We start from the raw sequence: 25446 nt of genomic DNA on the forward strand, positions 1-25446 counted from the left end.
ACACTTCCTCTGCAATGTCAAAACACCTTCAACGTGGCCTCGATGCGTTACGGCAATCACTGGTCGATCAATTCGGAAAAGTCGAGCAAATGATCCAATTGGCGGTTCGTGCGCTGGTGGAACGTCGTACGGACTTGGCTGATCGCGTGATCGCCAGCGACGAGGAGGTCGACCATACGGAAATCCTTATTGAAGAAGAATGCCTCAAGCTGCTGGCTCTCTACCAACCGGTCGCCAGCGATCTGAGGCGTGTGATCACGGTGATTAAAGTTAACAGCGACTTGGAACGGATGGCCGATTTGGCGTGCAATATTGCGGAACGCGCACGAGCCATCGATCTGCATCCGTTGTTTAAGGCACCCGAAGAGTTGACCGAGATGGTCGCGATTGCCAACGAGATGGTCCGAAATGCACTTGACGCCTTTGTGGAAGACGATCCGGCGAAGGCAGCCGACGTCATTCGTACCGATGCCATGGTGGACACACTTAACCGAATCGTCATTGACCAACTGCACGAGACGATGGTTCATGATCCTGAGAGCATTGAACCCGCGGTGAATTGTTTTAGTGCTTCACGGCATATTGAACGGATTGCCGATTTAGCCGAGAGCATTTCCGAGGATGTCATCTATCTGGTCGAAGGCGAAATCATCCGCCACAAGCACGGCGTCTTTTTCGATTCCCATCAACGTCGTTCTTGATGCTCTCGCCGACGTCCCCTGCGACGGCTTGGCTGTCAGAGGGTCTTCAAGTACTTCAACACCCTTGCGGGTGACAGTTTCGTGTTGTACTCGATTCGTGGCATCCCCAGCTCGGGAATCGATTCTGCTACCGAATGGGAAATCGCCAGCAGGATGCGACCGGAATCACGAAACCGATTCAGCGTCCTGCCCTTCTCCTGCAAATATTCAGGAGTCCAAAACCCCACGATTTCCAACAAGACATCGCCATGAATCGGATGGCGCAGCGTAAAGTCGGGCATAAAGACGGATTGGCCCTGATGCAGAATCGTTGCCTCACGCAGCAGCACCCATCCAGCGGTCTCAGCCTGCTGCCATGCTTCGTAGAACGACTTTTCTAAATCGCTGTCGAAATCGTCGTTTCGGACCTCGCTTCGCAACCCATCGCGAGGGGATAAACGCAGGGCATAGCGTTGCTGCATCGGCCCCAGCACGGTCGCTTGCATTCTCCAACCTTCGGCTGACAACAAGCCAGGCAGGAATTTGGCCAATGCAACTCCATAGCGACGCGTGCTTCGTACCACCGATGCAGGTCCATCGAAACGGAGTCGATAGCCGGTGCCATGCGGTTCGATGCTGTGCATCAAACGAGCAAGTTTGGCGTATCGCATGATTTGCTTGAAGTCTCGCTCAGCCCAAACGGTCATGGACAACGCTCCGTACAACGCTGCCTGCGTCTGTGCGACGTTGTAGCAGCGAAGGAGTCCGCCGGCGTCCAATTCCTTTGGCGGTTGGATCAGCGGGTGGAATTCGATCACATCGTTGAACAACACCGATTCGATCTCGTCCCATTCCCTATTGAGTTCTTTGGCAATTTGTTGCTTGACTTCCGATTCGGCATGATCGAAAAGCTGATCCGTCGCTTGCACCAATGGATGCTTTGTAGCGGCCAGCAAGAAGACTCGTTCCCTTAACTTGGCTGCTTTGGATGCCGTGTCCTTGCGGTACTCGCTTGCGTCGTCAAGCAGTTTGCAGAACGCCGCAATACGACGAGTTGAACAATCGTCGGTGTTTTGCAAAATCAGCCGAATACTTTTGTGCAATGTTCTACGTGGCTGCCCAACGCCTTGGCGATAGGCTGCCAACATCTGTTGAGCGAGCGGCAGGTAATGTGCGTGCGTCTTTCGAGTCAGCCGATCGGGATGGACTCGTTGGTTTTGAAAGTCGAAATGGAGAATCGATTGTTCTTTCGTCAACATCATTTTTTCCGGAAAGCGTCACTGCGTCGTCGGTCCCGCGAACGGATTTCGTCGCGAGTCCCCGAGGTGACGATCTCGTAGAAACAGGCACGGCCGAAACGATTCTTCCTCAGGACACGACCGAGTCGTTGCAAAGCTTGTCGTGTTCCGCTTCCCCCGCCCACGACGATGGCTACATTCACTTCGGGCAAGTCGACGCCTTCATCGAGCACACGGTTCGCTACGATCACAGGGTAACGACCTTCACGAAAACCCGCCAGGATTTCTTTCCGTTCGCGTTTGCGACAATGGCTTAGCAGGCAGGGAACCAAGAACCGTAGCGAAACATCACGCGCCATGGCGTTGGAACCGCAAAACACGATCACCGGTTCTCCGGCATGTAGCCGAAACAAATCTTCAATCAGACGAAGCTTGTCGGTTGCCCGGTCTTCGATCGATCGCTTGGCATGGAACGCCAACATGGCCGCCCGAGCCTTGGGGTCACTGCCGCTGTCACGGCACAGCGTTTGCCAATCGTAGCCAGGGTCGTCGACCCGCCGTTCAGCGATAAAGTTTGCTACCGTTCTCCCAAGCATCTTGTAACGCTCGCGTTCTTCCTCCGACAGGTGCACCGACATTCGCACGATGTCGTAGTGAGCCAATGTCTTGCCCCGCGCCGACTCGATCGCTTGAGTGTAAACTCGCGGTCCGATCAATTCGTCCAAAAGCACTTCCATTCCGTCACGTCGCTGTGGTGTCGCCGTCAATCCAAGCCGAAAGGGGGCGGCACTCATTCGGGCAGCATCTTGCCGGACCGAACCGGGCAAATGGTGGCATTCGTCAAACACAACAAGTTGGAATCGGTTGCCGATTCTCGGCATATGGATCGACGCGCTGTCGTACGTGGTCACGCTGATCGGGCTGACGCGATGAACTCCGTCGCCAATGATTCCGGCGTCAATCCCGGTGGCGGCCAAAATCCGATCATGCCATTGGTACATCAAATCACGCACGGGCGACACCACCAAGACACTGCCGCCGAGTCGAGCGATCACGTGGAGTGCAACCTCGGTTTTCCCCGTCCCCGTGGGCATCACGACGACGCCGCGACGAGTGGCGAACCAAGCGTTGACGGCGTCGGCTTGATCGCGACGAAGCGAGTGCAGGTTCTGCCTCGGAAATACGACCGGCTTCCAATCTGCAACGTCGTCGATCCAAGATGCCGCTAAATGCAAAGAAAACCGCTTGGCGACCTCACCGTAGTGAATCGCGTCGGTCCGCCAACCCTTTGACCGTGGGTCGCTCACCCAGATATTCGGTTCCCACAATCGCTTGAGTAACGACTCGGAAACGCCGGAAAGGGTCAGCGTTCCCTGATCAAATGCCAATCGCACCGAGTTGGCGAAAGCAGAATGGGACATCGTGCCTTGGCGACGAGCCTAAATGGAGGGGATTGGTGTACCGGAGCGATGCCGTATCATAGACGGCACGCTCACGCGATCCAAGCTTTGTCACAAATACAGAAGTCCACTTTTTACGGAAATAGAAGAGATGTCACACCTTACCAACACCGAATCGGTAGTCGCCTCGCGGTATTCGGCGGCCGCCGAGGCGGTGGAACCGGCGCTTTGCTGTCCGGTCGATTATGATGCCCAGTACTTGAAAGTGATCCCGCAAGAAGTCATCGACCGAGATTACGGTTGTGGCGACCCGTCGAAGTACGTTCGTAAGGGTGAAACTGTCTTGGATTTGGGGAGTGGCGGGGGCAAAATCTGCTTCATTGCGGCTCAAGTCGTTGGCGAATCTGGGCGTGTGATCGGCGTGGACATGAACGACAACATGCTCGCACTCGCTCGCGCTAGCCAAGGGTCCGTTGCCAAGCAGATTGGCTATGACAATGTCACGTTCCTTAAAGGCCGTATTCAGGACATGACGATTGACCGCGACCGAGTCGATGCCTACCTCAAGCAGCATCCGGTCAGCGATGAAGCCTCGCTTCGAACCCTCGAAGCGTTCCTCGCAAGCTTGCGCCACGAAGCACCGATGATTCCAGAGGAATCGGTCGATGTGGTTGTCAGCAACTGCGTTCTAAACTTGGTCGATCCGGCTGAAAAAGCAGTGCTATTTGAAGAGATTCACCGCGTCCTGCGGGTCGGAGGGCGAGCCGTGATCAGTGACATCGTTTGCGACCAAGAAGTTCCAATGCATTTGCAACAAGACCCACAGATGTGGAGCGGCTGTATTTCAGGCGCGTTCCGTGATACCGATTTCGTCAACGCGTTTGTCGAAGCCGGTTTCTATGGTGTGGAAATGGTGGCGTTGCAACAAGAGCCCTGGCAAGTTGTCGAAGAGATCGAGTTCCGTTCGGCAACCGTGATTGCCTACAAGGGGGAAGTGCCCTTGGAAACGGACGAAGCTAAGAATCACACGGTGATCTATCGTGGCCCGTTCGCGGCGGTGCGAGATGAGTTTGGTGAAGAATTCTGGCGAGCGGATCCAACGGCGGTCAACGAAGCGACTTTTCGCAGGATCAACGAAGATCCTTACCGCGATCAATTCATTCGGATCGAAGCCGATGGTAAGAAACGCATCACGCGGACGCCGGTACTGCCCGTCGCCGATGCGTGCTGTTCCTCCGGTGAATGCTGCTGAAAAAACGGACTTGCCGAAGGGGCACCGTTTTAGGCAAAGTTTTCTATGACGCCAACGCCTTGAATGCCGGATTGCATCAAGCGGGTCGCCAAGCGTTTGACTTCGTCCGCGTCGGTGTGTTCCACATCGCGGACAATCATTGCGCTTTCAACCGACGTTGCATACGATGTCGCGTCGTCGGATTCACCGATGGGGCCATCCACAATCACTAAGTCGAAGTGCTGTTTAAGCGTTTTGAGGAGTTGCTGGATTTCATAGGGCTTTGCTTGATCCGCCATGTCGGTTCCGAACAATGGCAAGAAGGTCACGCCGTCTTCGAGCCCCGCAACGGCAACGCTGCTGAGGGGTTGTCCATCGCGAATCGCATCCAACCACCCCGCTTCCACATCAAGACATAGATCATCCACGAGCGTCGGCGCAATCGTATCCCCATCGACTAACGCGACTCGAATTCCGGCTGCGGCCGCCGCCATCGCGACGCCCATCGCAACGGTGCTTCGCCCCTCTTCCCCATGGACACTGGTGATCAAAACGCTGCTCAAGCCGGTGTCGACAGCCTCCAACATCTGTTCCGCAATCTGCTGAAAAATTTCACCGTTGAAGAACAGTTTCGCCACATTGGCAGGCAAGTCGAATTGGTCCACTTCCCAGGCTGGCCGAAACACGGTGGTGGCTGCCGCAGATGCCATCGCATCTTCGATCGCCTGCTGTGCGTCGGCGTGAGTCAGCGCGGCAGGCTGTTGGATCAGGGTGGGGCTTGGCTGCGACGACTCGACCGTCACATCGGTTTGCGATGGCGGATCGGATGGCTCCGCTGCAAAGTTTTGCTTTTTCGTTCTCGGCTTCAGCTGTTTGATCGAGAAACGAACATGTGCTTGATCTGCACGCGTCGCTTGATTGCTTTGTGAAATCGACGCATCGCTCCCCGCCGGAGACGCCGATTCGGTGGGGGGCAATCCGGTCTGTTTCGATTCGCTCGGCAACGTCTCGAGTGGCAATGTCTCCCGCGGCAACGTCTCGAGTGGCAACGTCTCGAGTGGCAACGTCTGATCCGGCGATGTCTCAAGCGGCGACGTCTCAAGTGGCTGGGGCATCGTGATGGTTTCAGAGTGGCCGTAGAGCGATGCCAACTGGTCACTTTCGGCTGTCCCGATCGTGAAAGACTCGGTGATCATCTGATCGTTCTCATCCGCCAGTTGAATGTCGTCATCCAAGTGCGGTTTCGGAACGACCTGCTGAGGGTCGCTATCTGCGCGATACTGATTGTCATCCGCTTCATCGATCCACCACGTCGCTGCCGCTTCGGCGGAAACCTGTTTGGTGGTTTGCTCGCGAACAGGCGTTTCCGACATCGAAACCCCCGAGTCAGGTTCCTGGGATGCAACGTTGGTGGTGGCCGCTTGACGATTTCGTCGGGAAAATGCCTTGACGAATCCTTGGTTGTTTGAATTCATGGTCGCTACCAAGCTGTGAACGGTTGATCGAAGGGAGGAGTAAATGTCATGCGGTCGGGGGCGAGTCGAGCTTGGGCACGCAGTTGGTGCCCAGACTTATTGTCCGGGGAAACCGGTTGGGAAATAGTTTTCCCAATTGGAAATGCCGTCCGGAGTGGCGGTCGCCGGGTAATCATCATCCTGGGGATTCGAGCTCTGAATCGCTGCGGGCTGAGCAGTCACCTCGGGGGCCACGATCTCGTCCGTTGCCGTTGGATACCGATTGCTGAAGTGCGCCGTTGTCGCAAGTTCACTGACTTGAGCTTCGCGGGCGTCCGGGGTCATCTCGCTGACCGTCGTTGCCATTGCGGAACCCGATCGATTCGCGGCTCGCGACGTAGGCAACGGCGAGTCGGTAGCACTCGGCGTCGAACCTGCGGTGGCTTCAGGGATTGGCGCCGACAGTGTGGCGACCAAGGGAACCTCATCGGACATCTCACTCGGCGTCGTTTCTGCGGTGGCAAACGAAATCAAATCGGTGGGAGGCACCAATTCAAAGGACTCACCTTCCGATGAATTAGCTTGATTCGCTCGGTTTTGAGACCGTCGACCCACCACCAAGGCGGCGACCACAACCGCGAACAGCAGCACCAAGACCAAGCTGTGTGAACCCATCGACTCGACCCAGCCGCGGCCCGATGGCGCGTCGGGGGCAGCCGCCCTTTCGCCCACTGACGCCTCTTGGATCGGCCCAGAACTGTGAGGATTCGAACCGTGAGGATTCGAACCGTGAGGACTCGAACCGTGAGGACTCGAAGCGTGGGGAATCGAAGCAATCGGATCCACGATTAACGGGGCCGACGGATGCCGATTTGGCTCGGCCGGTGCCTGAACCTTGGCTTGTCGATCTTGGTCTAGGGAAACAGCCGGTTCTGGCTGCTTGGTGCTCGCTGATTGTGGAACGTTGTCGGTTTGCGAACAAATGGGCTCGTGGGCCATCCCACACCCTTGTGCCGTAGGCGCGGTGGAGGACCGATACAGATTCTGCAGCTGGAATAGTGTCGGCGGCAAGGAGGCGTCCGATTCGGGGCCACCGGTCGCAGGGGCTGCTGGATGCGGTAGCTGCCCGCGTCTGCCGTCTTGGGCTGGATTGGGCGAGACGGTCATGTGATCTTCCTGAAACACGAGTGCGAGGCGCCCCGATGGGAGCGTTCTATTGCTTTCGAACCGATATTCACCACAAGGGGACCCATACCGGACTCCGGGTAATTAGATCGGCCTGCAACGGTCTTGATCTTTAGGATGCCATTACCGATCCTTCGGAATGTGCGGAATAGTCAAAGTTGGCCGACTGAGCAATATTGAATGCCCCGTTTCTTGGCAGTTCACCTTGTTAATCTGCGAACAGACGAAGAAGATACTGGGGTTAGAGCCCACGTTTTTGCATTCAAACGACGAAATCACACGGAAATATGCTTCAATCGACGCCAACTGATACGCTGATCGCTGAACTGGTTCGCCAACGAATCCTGCTGCTCGATGGTGCAATGGGGACCATGATCCAGCGGCTGAAGTACGACGAAACGGCTGTGCGTGGTGAGCGTTTCGCGAATCATCACAAGGATTTGAAGAATTTCTCCGATATCCTCTGCCTGACCCACCCTGCGGAAATCACCAAGATCCACCACGCCTATTTAAAGGCGGGTAGTGATATCATTGAAACCAATTCCTTCGGGGCCTCGCCCGTTGGAATGGTTGAATTTGACCTACCGCTCGAATTGGTCGACGAAATCAACCACGCCGCGGTGGCTTGTGCTCGCAGCGCTGTTGATTTCTGGAACCAGCAGACCCCTGAAAAGCCACGTTTTGTCGCCGGATCGATTGGACCGACCACCAAGCAGACCGCGATCAGCACCAACGTCGAAGACCCCGCTCACCGCGACACGACTTTCAACGAGATGAAAGACAGTTACCGGGCTCAGGTCGATTCGCTGGTCGAAGCGGGCGTAGACCTGCTGATGCCGGAAACGGCGATTGACACGCTGAATCTCAAAGCGTGTCTGTTCGCGATCGAGGAGTTCTTCGCCTCGGGCGGTCGGCGTGTACCGGTCATGGTCAGCGGTACGTTTGACAAAGGGGGCCGAACGTTTGTCAGCGGCCAAAGTGTCGAGGCCTTCGTCACGTCGTTGGCTCACTTTCCCCTGCTATCGATTGGGATGAATTGCGCTTTGGGACCCGATGTGATGCGCGGCCACATTGAAGAGATGTCACAATCCACGGGGATCCCCATCAGCTGCCACCCCAACGCGGGATTGCCCAATGACATGGGCCAATTCGACCTCGGCCCTCGGGCGATGGCGGAAATCGTGGGCGAGTACGCCGACAACGGCTGGGTCAACATCCTTGGCGGTTGCTGCGGGACCACCCCAGAACACATTCAAGCGATTGCGGAACGTGTCCAGGGCAAGCAACCCAAGCAAGAATCAAGCGGCCCCGTCTACACCCGTTTGTCGGGCCAATTGCCGATGGTGATGCGACCCGAGATTCCGTTCACCATGATCGGTGAAAGAACGAACGTCGCCGGTAGCCGTAAATTCGCTCGATTGATTCGTGACGAACAATACGATGAAGCCGTCGAGATTGCTCGCGAGCAGGTCCTCAACGGGGCGATGGTGATCGACATCAACTTTGACGACGCCTTGCTCGATGGCGTGGAGGCGATGACTCGTTATCTGCGTTTGATCTCGGGGGATGACGTGGTTGCTGCGGTGCCCGTGATGATTGATAGCAGCAAATGGGAGGTTCTCGAGGCCGGTTTGCAAAACGTTCAGGGCAAAGCGATTGTCAACTCGATCTCATTGAAAGATGGCGAACCAGAGTTTCTACGACGAGCACGCTTGGTGCGCCAATATGGTGCGGCTGCGGTCGTGATGGCCTTTGACGAACAAGGGCAAGCCGCGGACGAAGAGAATAAGGTGCGAATCTGCAAGCGAGCCTATGATCTGCTGGTCAACGAAATCGGCTTCCCGCCGGAAGACATCATCTTTGATCCGAACATTTTGACGGTCGCAACGGGGATTGAGGAACACGACAACTATGCGGTCGATTTCATCAATGCCGTTCGTCGCATCAAAAAGGTATGTCCAGGTGCAAAGACAAGCGGCGGAGTGAGCAACATCAGCTTCAGCTTTCGTGGTAACGATCCGGTCCGCGAAGCGATGCACAGTGCGTTCTTGTATCATGCCGTGCGCGCGGGATTGGATATGGGGATTGTCAACGCCGGCCAATTGGAAGTCTATGAAGAGATCCCCAAGGACTTGCTCGAACGTGTCGAGGATGTGCTACTAAACCGTCGCAGCGACGCGACCGACCGGATGCTCGAGTTTGCCGAGTCGGTGAAAAGCAAGGGCAAGAGAAAGTCCGGCGAAGACTTGGCTTGGCGAGACGCGGCGGTAGCCGATCGCATGAAGCATGCCCTGATTAAAGGGATCGACAAGTACATTGTTGAAGATGCCGAAGAAGCTCGCCAGCACTACGACCGCTGTTTGCAAGTGATCGAAGGTCCGCTGATGGACGGCATGAGCGTCGTGGGCGATCTGTTCGGCGCCGGGAAAATGTTCCTGCCACAAGTCGTGAAGTCGGCGCGGGTCATGAAAAAGGCAGTCGCCTACCTCGAACCGTTCATGGAACAAGAGAAGATCGAGGCAGGGGTTGAAAACGATGATGCGCGAGGAAAATTCCTGATTGCAACCGTCAAAGGCGACGTGCATGATATCGGCAAGAATATCGTCGGTGTGGTGCTGCAGTGCAACAACTACGAAGTCATCGATCTGGGCGTGATGGTCTCGAGCGATACGATTCTCGAAGAGGCAGAGAAACATAATGTCGATGTCATCGGGCTCAGCGGGTTGATTACCCCCAGTTTGGACGAAATGGTGCATGTCGCTCGCGAGATGAAACGCAAGAAGATGGATATCCCGCTACTGATTGGTGGCGCGACTACCAGCGCGAAACACACCGCAGTCAAAATTGCCCCTGCTTACGACGGTGGCGTGGTGCATGTGTTGGACGCCAGCCGTAGTGTGAATGTCGTCGAAAAGCTGATCAGTCAAGAAAACAAGAAAACCTTCATGGCCGAAAACGAGAAGCTGCAGCAGCAGTTGGCGGCCAGCTATCGAGATCGCAAGCAGACGCTTGTCACCTATGCCGAAGCATTGGAAGAGCGGTTTGCAACCGATTGGGACACCGTGCAAATCGAGAAACCCTCATTTACCGGTGTGAAGGTATTGAGCGACTTCCCCCTTGAAGAGATTCGTCCTTACATCGATTGGTCTCCCTTTTTTATGACCTGGGAATTGAAAGGAAAGTACCCAAAGATCTTTGATGACAAGGTGGTGGGAACCCAGGCAAAAGAGCTTTTCGATGATGCAAATCAGCTGCTGGATCAAATCATTGCCGACAAGACGCTTCAAGCCAATGCCGTTTATGGATTCTGGCCAGCCGCCAGTGATGATGATGACATTGTGCTTTACAGCGACGCGGCCCATTCGCATGAATTGACGAGGCTTTACTGTCTTCGTCAGCAATGGGAGCGCAAGGGGCAAAAGGATTATCGTTCCCTTGCCGATTATGTCGCTCCGGTCGATAGTGGACGCAGCGACTACCTTGGTGGATTCGTTGTCACTGCGGGCATCGGTGCAGAGGCCTTGGCCACAAAGTTCAAAGCGGAGCTGGACGACTACAAAGCGATCATGGTGCAAGCCGTGGCGGATCGGTTAGCGGAAGCCTTTGCAGAGTTGATGCACGAACGAGCACGAAAAGACTGGGGCTTTGGAACGGCGGAAGGCTTAACCAAGGAAGAAATGATCGCCGAGAAGTATCGCGGAATTCGGCCGGCGGCCGGTTATCCCGCCTGCCCCGATCATACCGAAAAGAAAACGCTGTTCGAACTGCTCGATGCCGAAAAGAACACGGGGGTTGAATTGACGAGCAGCTATGCGATGACACCTGGTGCAAGCGTCAGCGGTCTGTACTTTGGTCATCCCGAATCTCGTTACTTTGCCGTGGACCGAGTCACCAAAGACCAGATCGAATCCTACGCCAAACGGAAAGGCCAATCGATCAAAGAAGTCGAACGATGGCTCAGCCCCAACTTGGCTTACGACCCTGAATGACCGTGCCGCTGCGGGTCAGCAGAAGCTACAATTCGGTGATGCGACGCATCATCTACCTATCGCTGGCAAGCTGGGTCTGCTTTGCTTTTTGGGCCTTGCTTTTCTATTGTTTTTGGCGACTCCAATGGTTGCGGCCTCATGGCGTGTGGGCCGTTGCGAGTTTGTCGACGATGTTCGGGCTGTCGCTGTGGTTGGACCTTATCGGGCTTCGGTCTTTGTGGCGAGGCAACAGACGCGTTGCGGTCGTGGGTTGGATGCTGATCGGAATCGTCCCGCTTGCCTCGTTTGGCGTACATCGCTTGAGCAGCGTCGAGACGTTCCAAAATCGATTGCCAAATCGCGTAACGACCCTCGACCGAGTGTCGGCGTGTTGGCTTTCTTCGTTTTTCCACGCTGCTTCGTTGGCTAAGCTTGATCGATCGGTCACGGGACGCCACGTGGTCCTGCTTGATCAGGGGCAATCAAAGAATCCGAGGGATCTCGTCGCTCAAATGGACGCGCATCTCGAGCAGATGGCAGCTCGGATTGGGCAAGCTCCGCCCCAACAAATGATTTATTGGGTACGAGGATCGATCCTGGGCATTGATGGCTTTGCCGTGGGGCCATGGGCCTTTTGCAGCCGCAACGAAGATGCTGCGACGTTGACCCCCCTCGATCGTCACGAGGTCGCACACTCGCTGGTCTTTACCCTCAGCGGTCCGGATCAAAATCCGCCGCATTTGTTGGTCGAAGGTTGGGCGGAATCGCAGAGCAATGATGACAAGGCGATGATCGAATCGCTACAGCGAGATCGCAGCGTTCATCGCCATCACCGGATCGATGATTTGGTCCAGCATCCATACTATGGGGCATCACGCGGACCCACCTATTCACACGGAGGGCCGTTCTGTCTCTTCCTGATGCAGCGATACACTCCCGAAACGTTTTTTAAGCTATATCGCGGAGTGCGGCGAGACTCGTTTCGAAGCGACGCCGAGCGCGTGCTTGGGGATCCTTGGTTGGAGGTGGAATCCCAGTTTTGGATGTGGTTGAAAAGCGAAGCGGAGCAGATCAGCAAAGAACGCTTCGTCCAGGACGGGCGATTCGAGAACGTCATCGAGTTCGACGAAGGTGTCGATCGCGAGCAGTGGGAAACGCTCGTAGAAAAGTGTAGCTTGGCCGAGTGGACGGATCACTCAATACCTCATGATGTGTCGTATGCCGTTGACCTTTCGTTCAAGGATAAACGCCAACATCGAACTCCATTGATCGACCGACACCTGAAGGCGGTTTTTGATCGCCAACAGTGCTGGATCACCGAAAGCCAGACGCCGCCAACATCGGAACGGTTCCTCATGATCACAGGCGAAAAGATCGCAGATCTGATCCGCCATCAAGATGGTTTGGTGACCGGTTCGTCGGCGGGGACTCAGATCCGTGCAGAAGTTAACCACGAGATCTACTCCCTCCTCGAAAGGACGCACCAACCACTCGACTGCAATCCGTGGGGCTATCTTCCACGACAACGAAACGATCTCACCTACAACGAGAACATTCGAATCCACTCCGTTGTAGCACCGTCGCCAACCACAACGCAATGGACCATCCGTTTTTCGAAGCGGATGGAATATGGGAAGACGGAGCGTCCATCGCATGAAGGACAAGAAGTGGAAAGGGAAGTGGAAGAGGAAGAAGTGGAATTGAGGTTGGGCGAAGCAAATGGCATGGCGTTGTCGAAATTGATTCTGATGATCCAATCGACCGGAGAACGCTACACCTATGAAGCCCGTTGCGAAAACGTGGGCGGCAGAATCATGCCGGTCAAGGGAGTCCTGACAGTACTCGACGATCAATCGCAAGTGCTGGCGGAAGGCCGGGTCTCAACACGACGGATGACGTCGCAGGAATCGCTCGCAGTCAAGCAAGCCGTCGCTGCGATGGCAGCGAACGTGGATACCGACTTCAAGTCGATTTGGGCGGATGATCTGCGCTGGTTCGTTTTCGCGGTGCTGGTCGGGGGATTGGTTTGTGTTGCCATCGGCCGCGAGCCCCCTCTTCCTGAACGGCATATCGGTGAAGTTTCGAGCCGATGAAGCCTCAAAAGAGCGTCTCACTTAGGAAATGGGTAAACCAAGGATAACGACCACGGAGTGGTCACTGCTACCGGGCACTCCCTAAGTTGGGTCTTCTTTAGAGGCGGTACACCAACCTGCGACACGAATAATCCTAGCTAGACGCAGTGCAGTCCTTAGGATCGTTACAAGCGTCTCTGTTCGCCAATCGTTAAAGCTTTTCTGGCCAGAAAAGTTGCCTTAGAAGGGCAAGTTCCCGCAACCGGCGTGCTATGTTTTTTTGGCCCAACACCTACCACTGATTCCTTGAGAACGTTTACCGCAGCTTGCCACTTGCGGTCTCGCCAGCGTTCTTCCAACCGATAGGGACACCATCATGCCAAAAGCGAACGAAGCCGATCAAATCGAAGACCAGAACATCATCACGATGGATCGCCGCAGCCTGGACCGCCGATCGGGCAACCCCGAGGCCGTCGATACGGGCATGATGGAAAAACCTCGTCGCAAAAAGCAACGCCGTCGTCACATCGACCCCACGACCTGCGAACGAGATTACAACGAACAAGAAATCGAGTTCATGCGGGCGATGGACGACTACAAACGAGCCGCCGGACGAATGTTCCCAACCTGCAGCGAAGTGCTCGAAGTCATCCGTTCGCTCGGTTATGTGCAATTGACTCGCGAGCAATTCGAGGTCCTTGAGCTCGACAGCGAAGCGGATGAGGCCTACGAAGCAGAGACAGACATCGAAGCGGACCTGGAAGAAGAACTCGCCGACGCATAAAGGCGGTAGCTGGGGTTGGAGTTCAGGCTTTAGCCGCACGAGCGCATCCCGCAGTCGCCTGAAGGCCAAACTCCATCGCACAAACCCAAATCCAAGCTGGCGTAGCGGAATTCGCCATTTTACGCCCACTTGCCTTGCAGGCAGGCTTCCCATCAGGCCGGGTTTTTCGAGTAGCCAAAACCTGCACGACCTCTGCGCGGGAGTGGTGACGTGAATGGCACGGTCCATGGTACACTTCCTCTGACGCCATTCGGGCTGTTCTCCGCTTTGGATCTATCTTGTGCACAGACTTGTTCGATGGTTGTCCTACCTTTGGGCTTCCCCCTACACGTTGACCGGAATCTCGATCGGCCTGCTATTGGGTGGCCGTTTTCAGTGTGTTCATGGAGTGGTCGAAATCAGCGGCCCGCGTATCGCTTTGATTTTGAGACGCATGGTCGTCCCTGCCTTCGCGCTGACGTTCGGTCACGTCGTGTTTGGCCAATCTTGCGAAGCACTGGACATCACGCGAAACCATGAACGGGTGCATGTTCGCCAATACGAGCGCTGGGGACCTCTGTTCGTGCCGCTGTACTTGCTCTTTTCTGCGGTGCTTTACCTGCGCGGCCGCGACGGGTATCGCGAGAATCCGTTCGAGGTCGAAGCGTATGCCGTGGACGATTTTTGAAGAGGCCTGCGTGTCGAGGGGCATCGTTTCCCAGCTTTACGGCTGTTGTGGAAAATCTTAAGGTGAGAGGCTCCGCCACGTTCGCTTCGCACTTCGTCCCCCTGCAAAGCCGCGACAAGACACGAGCCGTATGCCGACAAGCCCCCAATCTCCGTCCCATCAAGCCATCATCCGTCCCAACGGATCGCTCGGAATCGTTCCAGTCGATCCACTCGATGCAAAGTTCGGCCAAGGGGGAAGCGTTCCCGCGGCATTGATCAAACGGTTTGCGAAATCGACGGTGGAGGGATTGGCCTATTTGGTTTCGACGCGGTGTGACGGAAAAATGCCGCCGTCGATTCAGTTCTGGCGGGACTTTACCAATCGCTACTTTCGATCACTCTGTCGCCAGCAGACGCCGGCAGCCAATTGCTGGGAAAGCCCCCAATGTCCCGACGAACCCTCCCTTCGTGAGATCCTCGACGCAGCACCTCCGATGCGCGGACTCGAATATGCCTCCGTCGCCTTGCTGCAGTCGCTTTGGCAGCTGCTTGACGATCATACTCAACATCATGCCACAGCTAAGCCAGGGGGACTCGCAAATTATTTGCATTCGCTAAGGCCGGATTGGAATCTTATTGGACGCGTCACGTTTCATCTTGCCGAGAACAAGAAGAACCCTCAACTGCCCTTTGCGTTTCTCGCCACCTTTACCGAAAGCCAATCAGGCGGCGTGATCAAACATGTTGCACTCGCCGAAGCGCTCAAACGATCGATCGCGGAAAACGACACCACGCAACTGGATGCTTTGCTCGCTCCGGTTTCTCGTGCAGCCGAAACGTGCGAGTTGATTGACAAAATGCTTGATTCGCGAACGCTGTTTTCACCCCAAGCATGGGGCATCCAACAAGCGTACCGTTTTCTATCCAGTGTGCCGCAAATGGAAGACGCTGGCGTGATTGTCCGCGTCCCCAATTGGTGGAATGCGTCGAAACCCCCGCGACCACAAGTCCAGGTCAAGATTGGCTCCAGGAATCAATCGATGTTGAGTGGGCCGAAATCGCTTGATCTCGATGTGAACGTATCGATCGATGGAATTCCGCTCAGCGAACAGGAGTTAGCGGAATTGATGGCGGCACGCGAAGGCATGACGCTGTTGCGAGGCAAATGGGTTCAAGTCAATCAAGAACAATTGCAAACAGCTCTGGACCAGTGGAAGCAGTTGCAAGCTCAGCACGTCACTGGCGTGGGCTTTCTGGAAGGTTTGCGGATGCTCTCAGGTGCCTCACTCGGTGATGAATCCTTTGATGATCAACTTCGAAGCTGGACACGTCTCGAACCGGGGCCTTGGTTAAAACAAACCCTCGATGAACTTCGTGAACCGAGCGGTAGGATCAACATCGATCCGCAGCGTCGATTGAAGGGTACACTCCGGCCCTACCAACAAGACGGTGTTCGTTGGCTCTGGTTTGCCACACAACTCGGGCTAGGCGTCTGTTTGGCGGATGACATGGGGCTCGGGAAAACCATTCAAGTGATTTCATGGTTACTGCAACGGAAACAGTCGTCCGGAAAAAAAAGCAAGCCGAGTTTGCTGATCTTACCGACGTCACTGCTTGGCAATTGGCATCGCGAAGTCCAACGATTTGGCCCCGATTTGAAAATGTGGATCTCTCACCGGTCGATGACCGATGCTGCGGAGTTGAAGAGGATCGCAGCGGCACCTGCGCAGGAACTGGCGGGCTATGATCTGGTCGCAACCACCTATGGATTGGCCCGCCGTGAAAAATGGCTTGCCGAAATGGAATGGGCAATGGTGATCCTGGATGAAGCTCAGGCAATCAAGAATGCCGGTGCCGCTCAAACCAAAGCGATCAAGGCAATCCCCAGCGAAGGCCGACTCATTCTGACAGGCACCCCCGTCGAAAATCATTTAGGTGACCTTTGGTCGCTCTTTGATTTTTGCTCTCCAGGTCTGCTAGGTTCCGCCGCCGAATTCAAGAAGTTTGCCAAATCCGACGATCCGAGAATCCTCTCCCAACGCCTCGCCTCGATCCGCCAATTGATTCGTCCGTACGTCCTGCGTCGGATGAAAACCGATCCCAATGTCGTGCCTGACTTGCCAGACAAAACGGAAATGCGGGTGGATTGCGGGCTTTCGACCAAGCAGGCGGCACTCTACAAGCAAGTCGTCCACGAGCTTGAACAATCGCTTGACCTTGCAACCGGAATGCAGCGCCGCGGTAGGGTGCTGTCGGTGTTGATGCAACTGAAACAGATTTGCAATCATCCCGCGCTGTATCTGAAACAGCCAGAATTCGCAGGGGATGCATCCGGAAAATTGACGGAGTTAAAACAGATCTGCGAAACGCTGATTGAAAAACAAGAGAAAGTACTGGTCTTCACCCAGTTTCAATCCATGTGTCAACCGCTGGCCGGGTTCTTGCAGCAGGTCTTCGGCAAGAGTGGCTTGATCTTGACAGGAAAGACGCCAGCAAAAGCACGCAACAAGATGGTCGAAACGTTCCAACAGGATTCAGGACCACCTTTCTTTGTGATCTCCGTCAAAGCGGGCGGTACAGGGTTGAATCTGACTCAGGCCAGTCATGTGGTCCATTTTGATCGGTGGTGGAATCCCGCCGTGGAGGACCAAGCAACCGACCGTGCGTTTCGGATTGGACAGAAGAAGAATGTCGTCGTTCACAAATTTGTCTGTCGCGGTACCTTGGAAGAAAAGATCGATGATATGATTGCTGCCAAGAAGGAGATCAGTCGCGAGCTGTTTGGCAGTGACGGTGAAATCGAATTGACCGAAATGTCAAACGAACAGCTCATGAGTTTTGTTGCGTTGGACCTTCAAAAAGCAACCACCTCTTAGAAATCGGAATTCAGTATGGGATGGAGGGACTACGGCCACTGGAAGCCTTACGTTCCAGTTCGGCAGCGGATCGCAAACGGAAAAAGACAGGCAAAGAAACAACTGAAGAAAGACGAATCACTCGACCCGGTCGAGAATGTCGGCCGCGTGATTGCAAGCACATTCTGGGGGAAAGGATGGTGCGACCACTTGGAAAAGTACAGCGACTTTTCCAATCGATTGCCCCGAGGCCGAACCTATGCTCGCAACGGGTCGATCGCGCACCTGCGAATCACCAAGGGGCGAGTCGATGCGATGGTGTGCGGGTCCGAATTGTACAAGATCACGATCAAAATCGAACCAATGGATGCGTTGCGTTGGAAGGCAATTTGTCGTGACAGTGCCGCATCGATCCATTCGGTCATTGACTTGATGCGAGGAGCATTGAGTGATTCGGTGATGCAACGGTTGACCGATCCGAAAACGGGACTGTTCCCGGCCAGCGATGAAATCAAGATGAATTGTGATTGCCCCGATTGGGCCGGGCTGTGCAAGCATCTGGCTGCGGTACTGTATGGAATCGGACATCGGCTCGATCACTCACCCGAACTGTTGTTTGTTCTGCGCGGCGTTGACCAAGCCGACTTGGTTTCCGAGTCGTTATCGACCGTCAATGTCAACGAGGCCATGGGACTCGATCAGCAGTCGAGTATCGATGCGAACGACTTAGAATCAATCTTTGGCATTGATCTAGCCAATTCGGCTCAACCGGTTCCCCAGCCAAAAGTGGCAAAGAAGAAAGTCACCCGCAAAAAGGTCGTTGGCAGAAAGAGTACGAAGAAAAGGGCGACGGAAAAGAAGGAGATAGCGAAGAAGGAAGAGCCAAGCAAGAAGGTCACAAAGAAGAAGGTCACAAAGAAGAAGGTCACAAAGAAGAAGGTCACAAAGAAGAAGGTGGCAAAGAAGAAGGTTGCAAAGAAGAAGGTTGCGAAGAAGAAGGTTGCGAAGACAACCAAGGTTCAACGCAAGCGAAAGAAGGCCGCGAAGAAGTCGAAGTGAGAAGACGCCTCTCACAGAACGCCCCCTTTCTTACCGCTTGGGATGCCAAGCAAATGACTGACGGATTTGTCTTGTCTTTCATGCCGCAGGCATGTCAGCAATTAGCCGTGGGCCGAGCGCAGCGATGCCCACGGATAACGAGGAAAAATCTCTCTTCCGACCCTGGAAGGGTCGCAGCGATCCGTGATCTTCGACCCTTCCAGGGTCGGGCCTGTTGGTTGTTACGTGTACCGGGGGTGCGCCGCTTCGCAGCGACCCCCGTCTACCTTCTGAGATCCTTTTCAGGATCAAAACAGGCGCGCAGGTGTCGCTTAGGGACACAAGGGTCCAGTGCGACGGGGGGATGAGCCGTCGGCTCACAAACAAGACGGAACTTACGGTTTCTCGCACTAACCCGACCACCGGCTAATGGCTAAGAACACCTTCGATAGGTCTCACCTCCACAAATCCCGCTATCGCCGATTCAGGATTGGGGAATCTCCAACGCCGTCGGCGCTCCTTGACATCCATGAGCCACAAAACCAACGAGGCCCGCGGACAATCACTCTTGAGGATCAAACTCAGTTAGGATTGCGATCCGCTAAACAACGATTGGATCACGGTGCCGTTACGGACCAGCGTGATCGGGCGGCCGGTGCCGGATTCGTACTCCATCGTTGGGTCGATCCCGAGATTATGGTAAAAGCTGGCGGCAACGTCGTCGGGTGAGATCCCTTCGTGACGCGGCCCCGATCCGGTGTCGTCACTTTCGCCAATCACCTGGCCACCTCGTACCGCTCCACCTGCCATCAGCATGAACATGCATCGCGGATAGTGATCGCGGCCTCCCTCGGCACTTCGGCTGTTGATTTTTGGGGTTCGCCCAAACTCGCCCGTAACAAACACGGCTGTCGATTCAAGTAGCCCGCGTTGCTCGAGTCCCACCAGCAACCCGCCCAATCCTTCATCTAGTTTCGGTAGATTGACCGTCTTCAACTTGGTGAAGTTATCTTGGTGCGTGTCCCAGCCTCCCAGTTGGACGCTCACCAAACGCACGCCAGACTCGACAAGACGCAGCGCTAACAAGCAGCTTTGCCCGAACGCGTCTTCGCCAAACTGTTTCGCAAAGCTCTCGGGTTCCTTGCTGATGTCAAAGGCCTCACGGGCACGTGAGGAGGTGATCATCGAATAGGCTTGCTCGCCGAATTGATCAAGGCCTTCCAGCAACTGGTCATCTTTTTCAAGGGTTGCGAAGCGACGATCGAGTTTCTTGAGCAACCCCTGCCGTCGCTTAACTTCATCAATGCCAATCCCACCAGAAAGTGAAATCCCTCGAACGCTGTAGGGCTGTCCAAACTGAGGGGACGAATTGGTTTCGAGCGCCGCGTAGCGAATCCCCAAAAAGCCGGGGCCCTGACTGCTGCGTGGCACGGCCACTTGGCTGGGAATCTCTGCGTCCGAGGGTCGCTCTTTGCTAAGCACCGCTCCGTAACTGGGGTACTCCAACGACGGCAAGGGTTTGCTTCCCGTATTGACGTACTCACGCCCAAGTTGGTGGGCCGCCAACGTGTGACTGACACCGCGCAGAATGGCATACTTGTCGGCACAAGCCGCAAGCTTCGGAAGATGTTCGGAAATCTGAATGCCAGGGACATTGGTCGCGATGGGTTTGAAGGTTCCTCGAATCTCCTCCGCTGCGTTCGGCTTCATGTCGAACATGTCCAAATGAGACGGACCGCCGCTGAGCTCGACAAAAATAGCCCGTTCCGCTCGGCCCGACGCAATCTGTCCCGCCTCGGCCAACCGCAAGTAGTTGGAAAGCGTCAAGCCACCCACCGTCAAGGCGCTCGCCTTAAGCATGTCGCGACGTCGAACTCCATCACAAGTCCTGTGTGTATTCATCACTTCGTTCTCTCCCAAAAGACTGAGGTTCACGCTTTTGCGTGCATCCCCCAAAAACGGATCCAATGTCGTCCTCGAACCACTCAGTGCGTGATAATAAACTCTTTCGTATTCACCAAAGCCCAAAGTAGTGACTCGACACCCTCGGCTTTCGACTCCGATTGCTCAATGTACTCGGATGCAATCGACTGCTCTTGATCATCGGGATACCGGCTCAAGGTTCTCAGGTAAGCATCCTGAACCAGCTCATCGATTGCCTTGATTTGGATGCCCTTGGCCAAATCATCCGAAGGCTCGACTTGCTTCCATGCATTGGGGTTGTCAAGGAGTCGCGCAAGCGGAGGCATCTCGAACCCAAACTGATTAAACTTGCTCTTGACGCGGCGATACTCCTGCTCGACTCTGGGCTTCATCTTTGCCCTTCGCGCGAGCGGCGTGTCATTGAACTGACGTACCTTCGCGAGGATCTGTTTTCGGTAGCCTTCCGCCGCTCGAGCTGCTGCCATCTTTCGCGGGTCGATTCGCTGATCGGGCCCGTCGACGCCCAACGAACGACACGCCTGAGCGACCCAGCCGTCTTTATCGGCCAATCGGCGATGCATGTCCGAATCGTTCCGCAAATAGATCGACTGCAGCAAACTGGGTGCATTACTGCGGTCACAGTCGCAATTCGATTCCCGAATCGATTGTCCAAAGACCTGTAAAGCAAAATCACTGCGATTTCTCGCTCGCGGAAGTCCCTCTGCGATCGCCATGGCGTCGAGTTCGGTGCGAAGTTCGCTCACCTTCTCATCCGATCCGGTCGCCAACACAACCGCATCGTAGACGACCTCGGCTGGCAAACGCCGGGGAAGGTGATGGGAAAAATTAGTACGATCGGCGACATTCGTCTGATTCGTCTCGGCACTTCGTTGGTACGTGTCGCTCGCTACGATTTCTCGGTGAAGCCATTTCAAGTCAAAACCGCTCGCGATGAACTCCGTCGCCAAGTGATCCAACAACGGCTCATTGCTTGGCGGGTTCGCCATATTCATGTCATCGGTCGGATCGACGATCCCAATGCCGAAATAGTTGCTCCAGACGCGATTCACAATCGCCTTGGCAAAGTAGGGATTCTCATCTGATCGTAACCACCGCATCAGTGCGGGACGCGGGTCGGTGGTCAGCATCACCGGAGCGGTTTGGCCAAGGATGTTGCCGCTCAAATTCGGAAGATCGTCCACTTTGCGACCCTGCTTCTTAGCCAATGCTCGAGCCTTCTTCACCTTTTCCGAAACAAACCGATCGGCAACATACAATTCGCCAAACGGAACCGTTTTTCCCTTTACGGCCGCTTGATAAACCGCTTTTCGCAAATCGCCACCACTCAGTTTCTTGCCACCGGTCACTTCAGCGAGCAATTCGTTTCGCTCGGCTTTTGCCTGTGGGGATACTTGATTCGGATTCGTGCGAATCGTTGAAAACAGCTGTGCAAAGTGATCGAAATCATCTTTTGACCATTGATCAAAAGGATGCTTATGGCACTGCGCGCACTCAATCCGCAGCCCTAAGAACGTGTAAGCGAAACCGATGGCGCGGTCCTCGGGTTTCTGGAAATTCCGACGAGCCCAATACAACGGCAATCCCTCTCGCTGGGCATAGACATTCTCGTTGCCAGCCTTGCATGCCTCGGTCATGTTCTCACAGTACTGAACGTAACTCTCATCCTCTTCGCGACTCTGCGCTTCGACGATCCCCGCAACGATCTCGTCGTAGGGGATATTCTGTTCAAGTCGAACGCGAAGCCAATGGTGCCACAATCGTGATGCGGCACCTCGAACGGGCAAGGCATTGTTCAATTGCTCTTCACTGTTTCCGGTCCAGTCCGACAACCGGGTCGCCCACCATGCGGCATAGGCGGGCGACTCGAGAAGTTCGTCGACGAGTGCCAAGCGTTTTCCGGGTGAATCGTCAGCCAAGAATTCTCGGACGGTATCGCCAGCGGGTAGGACACCGGTCATGTCCAGTGATACACGACGAATGAACTCCGCGTCGGTACAACTGGGTGAAGAGACGATTCCGAGCTGATCCAGCTTCCGTAGTACAAGCTGATCGATAGGCTGTTTCGCAGTCGCGGCTGCATGTTGCCTTGTACCGATTGGCCGCAACACAGGAATCGCCGCAACGGCATTGTCGTAGTAGATCACAACATGGGTGTCCCCTTTCATGCCGGACGTGACCGTGCCGTATTCATCGATGAACGCAATCGAATCATCATTGGTACTGAAACGACACAGCGGCGTGACCTCTTCACGTGTCCCGTCTTGCCAAGTTGCAATCACCGATAACGAGACCGATTCATCGGGGTTCGTAAAGTGAATTTCGCTGGGCGTGACTTCCAAGCGGCTAAGCGTATGCATTTTGTTGGCATCGAACGACGCCCCGGCGTCAATCCACCGTCGCAGCACGTGATGCTGCCAACTTCCCGCGTCAAATCGTTTCCCGCCTTCGTGCATCTCTGCATCCGTCGGCTTGGCCAGGATCAAACTCTCATCGACATCGTCGACGTCCACACGGCCACTGTGTTCGGCCAACAACGCTTCATGGTCCGCCCGAAAGTCGTAGCCGAACAGCGAGAGTTGAAATCCACCTCGCCCTTGAAACGAACCATGGCAGGCGCGACCGTTACAGCCAAGCCGACCGATCAACGGAACAATATGTTTCTGAAAATCAGGAACCTCGTCGCTGTCCAACGATTCAAACCGTTGGTTCAGCGGAGCAATCGATCGCAAATCGTCTCGCTCCACGGTGCCCCCGACGGTCGCAGCCGTGTTTGCCGCAAGCGCGACAAACGTCCATGATGTTGATTGCAGCAGCAAGGACGCCGCAACAAAAACAACGCTCCTCGATTGAACGAAAGCCATCGATCGACCCCACCTAATAGACGTCATTTCCACTTGAATGCGTCGCCGACGAGCATCGCATGCTCCTCGACCCGCCGCTCCAGTATACCAGCGACATACCCTGTGTGGGGGCCTGACGAATCGGTGGGGGTTTGGAGACCGATGGAAAGTATCAACGATTCGAAAGTGGTCGTATGCAGCAAAGTCAATTGGGTGCCAAGGAACCCTCTCCCTCGCTGCGCTCGACCTCTCCCAAAGGGAGAAGTACACCACCGCTCCCGCTTGGAGGTCGTGCAGTTTTTAAGTTGTGACTGCTGAAGTGTTTAGGTATCCAACCACCCCTGCCCGCGCAGCGGGAGGGGTCGAGCGCAGCGAGGGGGAGGGTCCAGGACGCGCGGCCAACTTTTCGATACGTCTTAATATCGATTCGTTAGGCCGCCCCGTGGGGGATGTTTTTCCTTCCAAACCGACGTTTTTCAGCTCGTTGCTTTCTTCGCTTCCGCTTGACGCAGGGCTTCCACCAACTGTTGCAGCTCAGTGACCGTCAATTGCTCGGTCCGACTCGTCTCACCGTGTCCGAGCGATGCGAGCACCTGATCGACCTCGGCTTTATCCAATCTCCCCTTCATCGCACTGATGACAACGCTGCGCAAGAATTTGCGACGGTGAAAGAACAGGGCTCGGACCGTGTCATGGAAATACTTCAAATCGGGAATCGCGGCCCGTTTTTCCGGCTCGGCGTCGAGGCGAATGATGGCGGAATCGACCTTCGGCCGTGGCCAAAACACCTTCGGAGAAAGCACGCGCACGATGCTTGCCCGGCAAACCGATTGCACCCAAACGCTTAGCGCCCCGTAATCCTTCGTCCCCGGTTGGGCGACCATGCGGTCGGCGAGCTCCTTTTGGATGGTGACGACGATCACGTCCGGGTAGGGCGTCTCGTGAAGCAAGTTGCTGATCAGCGGGGTCGCAATGTTGTAGGGCAGATTGGCAACGAGTGCGAATCGAGCATCGTCTCCGATTCTCGCGATCGCATCACGAATGTGCCCCATCAAATCATCACGGAGCGCATTCTTGTTTCTCAGCGCATCGCCTTTGAGCAATAGCACGTTGGGCCGGCCAGAGAGTTCCTCGCTGGCCAATTGGTGCAGATTCGCGTCAATCTCGATGGACAACACCGCCCCCGCGGCATCCGCTAGCTTTGCAGTCAACGATCCGACCCCCGTACCGACCTCGAACACGACATCGTTTGGCTTCAACTCGGCCGATCGAGCGATCAAGTCGATGAGATTCAAATCAATCAGAAAGTTCTGACCGAACCGAGTGACCGGGCGCAAACCAGCCTGGGCCAGCCGCTTGGACAAGTACGTTGCCGTTTGCCGCGTTTCGTTGGGCTCACGTTCGTTGGGATACGGCTGATTCAAGTGTCTGTGTCGCTGTGAGTGGGTGCAAGCGGCGCTTCGCCATCGCCAAGCATTTCCAAAGATCGCTGGACGTATTTGGCCAACACATCGGTTTCGATATTCACTTGGTCACCGTTGGAGAGCTGCCCAAGCGTGGTGACGTCGAGGGTATGAGGAATCAAGGCAACGCTGAAAGAATCCTGATCCGCGTCCACAATCGTCAAACTGACGCCATCCACCGCGATGCTCCCCTTGCTGGCGATTTGTGGAGCCAGTCGCTTGGGCACTTCGAAGCAGAGCGTGGCCCAGGGCGGATCGTTCTTCCGTTCACGCAGCATTCCCTGGCCATCAATGTGGCCTGTGACATAATGCCCCCCCAACCGATCGCCAATCGCAAGCGAACGTTCCAAATTGACGCCTGAGCCGATTTTTAGCGTGCCTAAATTGGTCCGCGAGAGCGTTTCTTCGCCAGCTTCGAACTCGAGGATTTTTCCGGCAGCTGCCACAACGGTCAGGCAGCAGCCATTAATGGCAACACTGTCGCCAACTTTCACACCTTCAGCCACTCGACCTGCGTCGATGGCGAATCGCTTCCCCGGCGGCTCATCACGGATCTCCGACAATTGGCCCATCGCTTCGATAAGTCCGGTAAACATGGCTCATCACTAACAGTTAAAGGAAAACAGGTGTTTGAGACGAAGGAAAA

The 25446-nt window shown here is 55.2% G+C and carries 16 protein-coding genes; 8 read left to right on the top strand and 8 right to left on the bottom strand.

Going from position 1 to position 25446, the window contains the following annotated elements:
• The first annotated feature begins 14 nt into the window (after positions 1-14).
• On the top strand, positions 15-701 hold the full coding sequence (gene phoU / locus Poly41_RS04970; RefSeq protein ID WP_146524735.1) for a phosphate signaling complex protein PhoU: 687 nt from the start codon (positions 15-17) through the stop codon (positions 699-701).
• Between the two features lie 35 nt (positions 702-736).
• Here phoU and Poly41_RS04975 read toward each other — a convergent pair whose 3' ends face one another.
• Together Poly41_RS04975 and Poly41_RS04980 are read right to left on the bottom strand one after the other, a co-directional pair.
• Positions 737-1942: a DUF790 family protein gene (locus Poly41_RS04975; protein WP_146524736.1), complete on the bottom strand. Its 1206-nt coding sequence runs from the start codon at positions 1940-1942 to the stop codon at positions 737-739.
• Positions 1939-3339, bottom strand: a complete 1401-nt coding sequence (locus Poly41_RS04980) for a DEAD/DEAH box helicase (protein WP_146524737.1) — start codon at positions 3337-3339, stop codon at positions 1939-1941. Before Poly41_RS04980 ends, Poly41_RS04975 begins: the two co-directional genes overlap by 4 nt.
• Positions 3340-3469: 130 nt before the next feature.
• Between Poly41_RS04980 and Poly41_RS04985 the strand changes: the two genes are divergently transcribed.
• Positions 3470-4570 carry a methyltransferase domain-containing protein gene (locus tag Poly41_RS04985; RefSeq protein WP_146524738.1) on the top strand — a complete coding sequence of 367 codons (1101 nt, stop codon included), beginning with the start codon at positions 3470-3472 and terminating at the stop codon, positions 4568-4570.
• Between the two features lie 29 nt (positions 4571-4599).
• Here the strand turns inward: Poly41_RS04985 and Poly41_RS04990 are convergent, their stop codons facing one another.
• Positions 4600-6024 (bottom strand): P-loop NTPase, encoded by a 1425-nt coding sequence (locus tag Poly41_RS04990; protein ID WP_146524739.1) that lies wholly within the window; start codon positions 6022-6024, stop codon positions 4600-4602.
• Positions 6025-6120: 96 nt separating this feature from the next.
• A complete protein-coding gene (locus Poly41_RS04995; protein ID WP_146524740.1) occupies positions 6121-7170 on the bottom strand; it encodes a hypothetical protein in 1050 nt (349 codons plus the stop codon).
• A gap of 305 nt (positions 7171-7475) precedes the next feature.
• Here Poly41_RS04995 and metH point away from each other — a divergent pair, with 305 nt between their 5' ends.
• The 6 genes from metH (at position 7476) to Poly41_RS05025 (ending at position 18574) form a co-directional block, all read left to right on the top strand.
• Positions 7476-11177, top strand: coding sequence for a methionine synthase (gene metH / locus Poly41_RS05000; RefSeq protein WP_146524741.1), 3702 nt, complete (start codon positions 7476-7478; stop codon positions 11175-11177).
• 38 nt (positions 11178-11215) lie between these two features.
• Complete coding sequence (locus Poly41_RS05005) at positions 11216-13249, top strand: hypothetical protein (RefSeq protein ID WP_146524742.1); 2034 nt, start codon at positions 11216-11218, stop codon at positions 13247-13249.
• Between the two features lie 355 nt (positions 13250-13604).
• On the top strand, positions 13605-14012 hold the full coding sequence (locus Poly41_RS05010; RefSeq protein WP_197231070.1) for a hypothetical protein: 408 nt from the start codon (positions 13605-13607) through the stop codon (positions 14010-14012).
• A 280-nt stretch (positions 14013-14292) separates the two neighbouring features.
• The gene (locus Poly41_RS05015; protein ID WP_146524743.1) at positions 14293-14679 is read left to right on the top strand and encodes a hypothetical protein; all 387 of its coding nucleotides are present in this window, start codon (positions 14293-14295) and stop codon (positions 14677-14679) included.
• Positions 14680-14809: 130 nt separating this feature from the next.
• The gene (locus Poly41_RS05020) at positions 14810-17536 is read left to right on the top strand and encodes a DEAD/DEAH box helicase (RefSeq protein WP_146524744.1); all 2727 of its coding nucleotides are present in this window, start codon (positions 14810-14812) and stop codon (positions 17534-17536) included.
• A gap of 15 nt (positions 17537-17551) precedes the next feature.
• On the top strand, positions 17552-18574 hold the full coding sequence (locus tag Poly41_RS05025; RefSeq protein ID WP_197231071.1) for an SWIM zinc finger family protein: 1023 nt from the start codon (positions 17552-17554) through the stop codon (positions 18572-18574).
• A gap of 564 nt (positions 18575-19138) precedes the next feature.
• Here Poly41_RS05025 and Poly41_RS05030 read toward each other — a convergent pair.
• The 4 genes from Poly41_RS05030 to Poly41_RS05045 form a co-directional block, all read right to left on the bottom strand.
• The gene (locus Poly41_RS05030) at positions 19139-20455 is read right to left on the bottom strand and encodes a DUF1501 domain-containing protein (protein ID WP_146524745.1); all 1317 of its coding nucleotides are present in this window, start codon (positions 20453-20455) and stop codon (positions 19139-19141) included.
• Positions 20456-20538: 83 nt separating this feature from the next.
• The gene (locus tag Poly41_RS05035) at positions 20539-23358 is read right to left on the bottom strand and encodes a DUF1549 and DUF1553 domain-containing protein (RefSeq protein ID WP_146524746.1); all 2820 of its coding nucleotides are present in this window, start codon (positions 23356-23358) and stop codon (positions 20539-20541) included.
• A gap of 455 nt (positions 23359-23813) precedes the next feature.
• Entirely contained in the window at positions 23814-24761 is a 948-nt protein-coding gene (rsmA, locus tag Poly41_RS05040) for a 16S rRNA (adenine(1518)-N(6)/adenine(1519)-N(6))-dimethyltransferase RsmA (protein ID WP_231615414.1), read from the bottom strand.
• Positions 24758-25396: a riboflavin synthase gene (locus Poly41_RS05045; RefSeq protein ID WP_146524747.1), complete on the bottom strand. Its 639-nt coding sequence runs from the start codon at positions 25394-25396 to the stop codon at positions 24758-24760. The genes rsmA and Poly41_RS05045 overlap by 4 nt, the downstream gene beginning before the upstream one ends.
• Positions 25397-25446 lie beyond the last annotated feature (50 nt).

The sequence above is a fragment of the Novipirellula artificiosorum genome, assembly GCF_007860135.1.
In the GTDB taxonomy this organism is placed as follows: domain Bacteria; phylum Planctomycetota; class Planctomycetia; order Pirellulales; family Pirellulaceae; genus Novipirellula_A; species Novipirellula_A artificiosorum.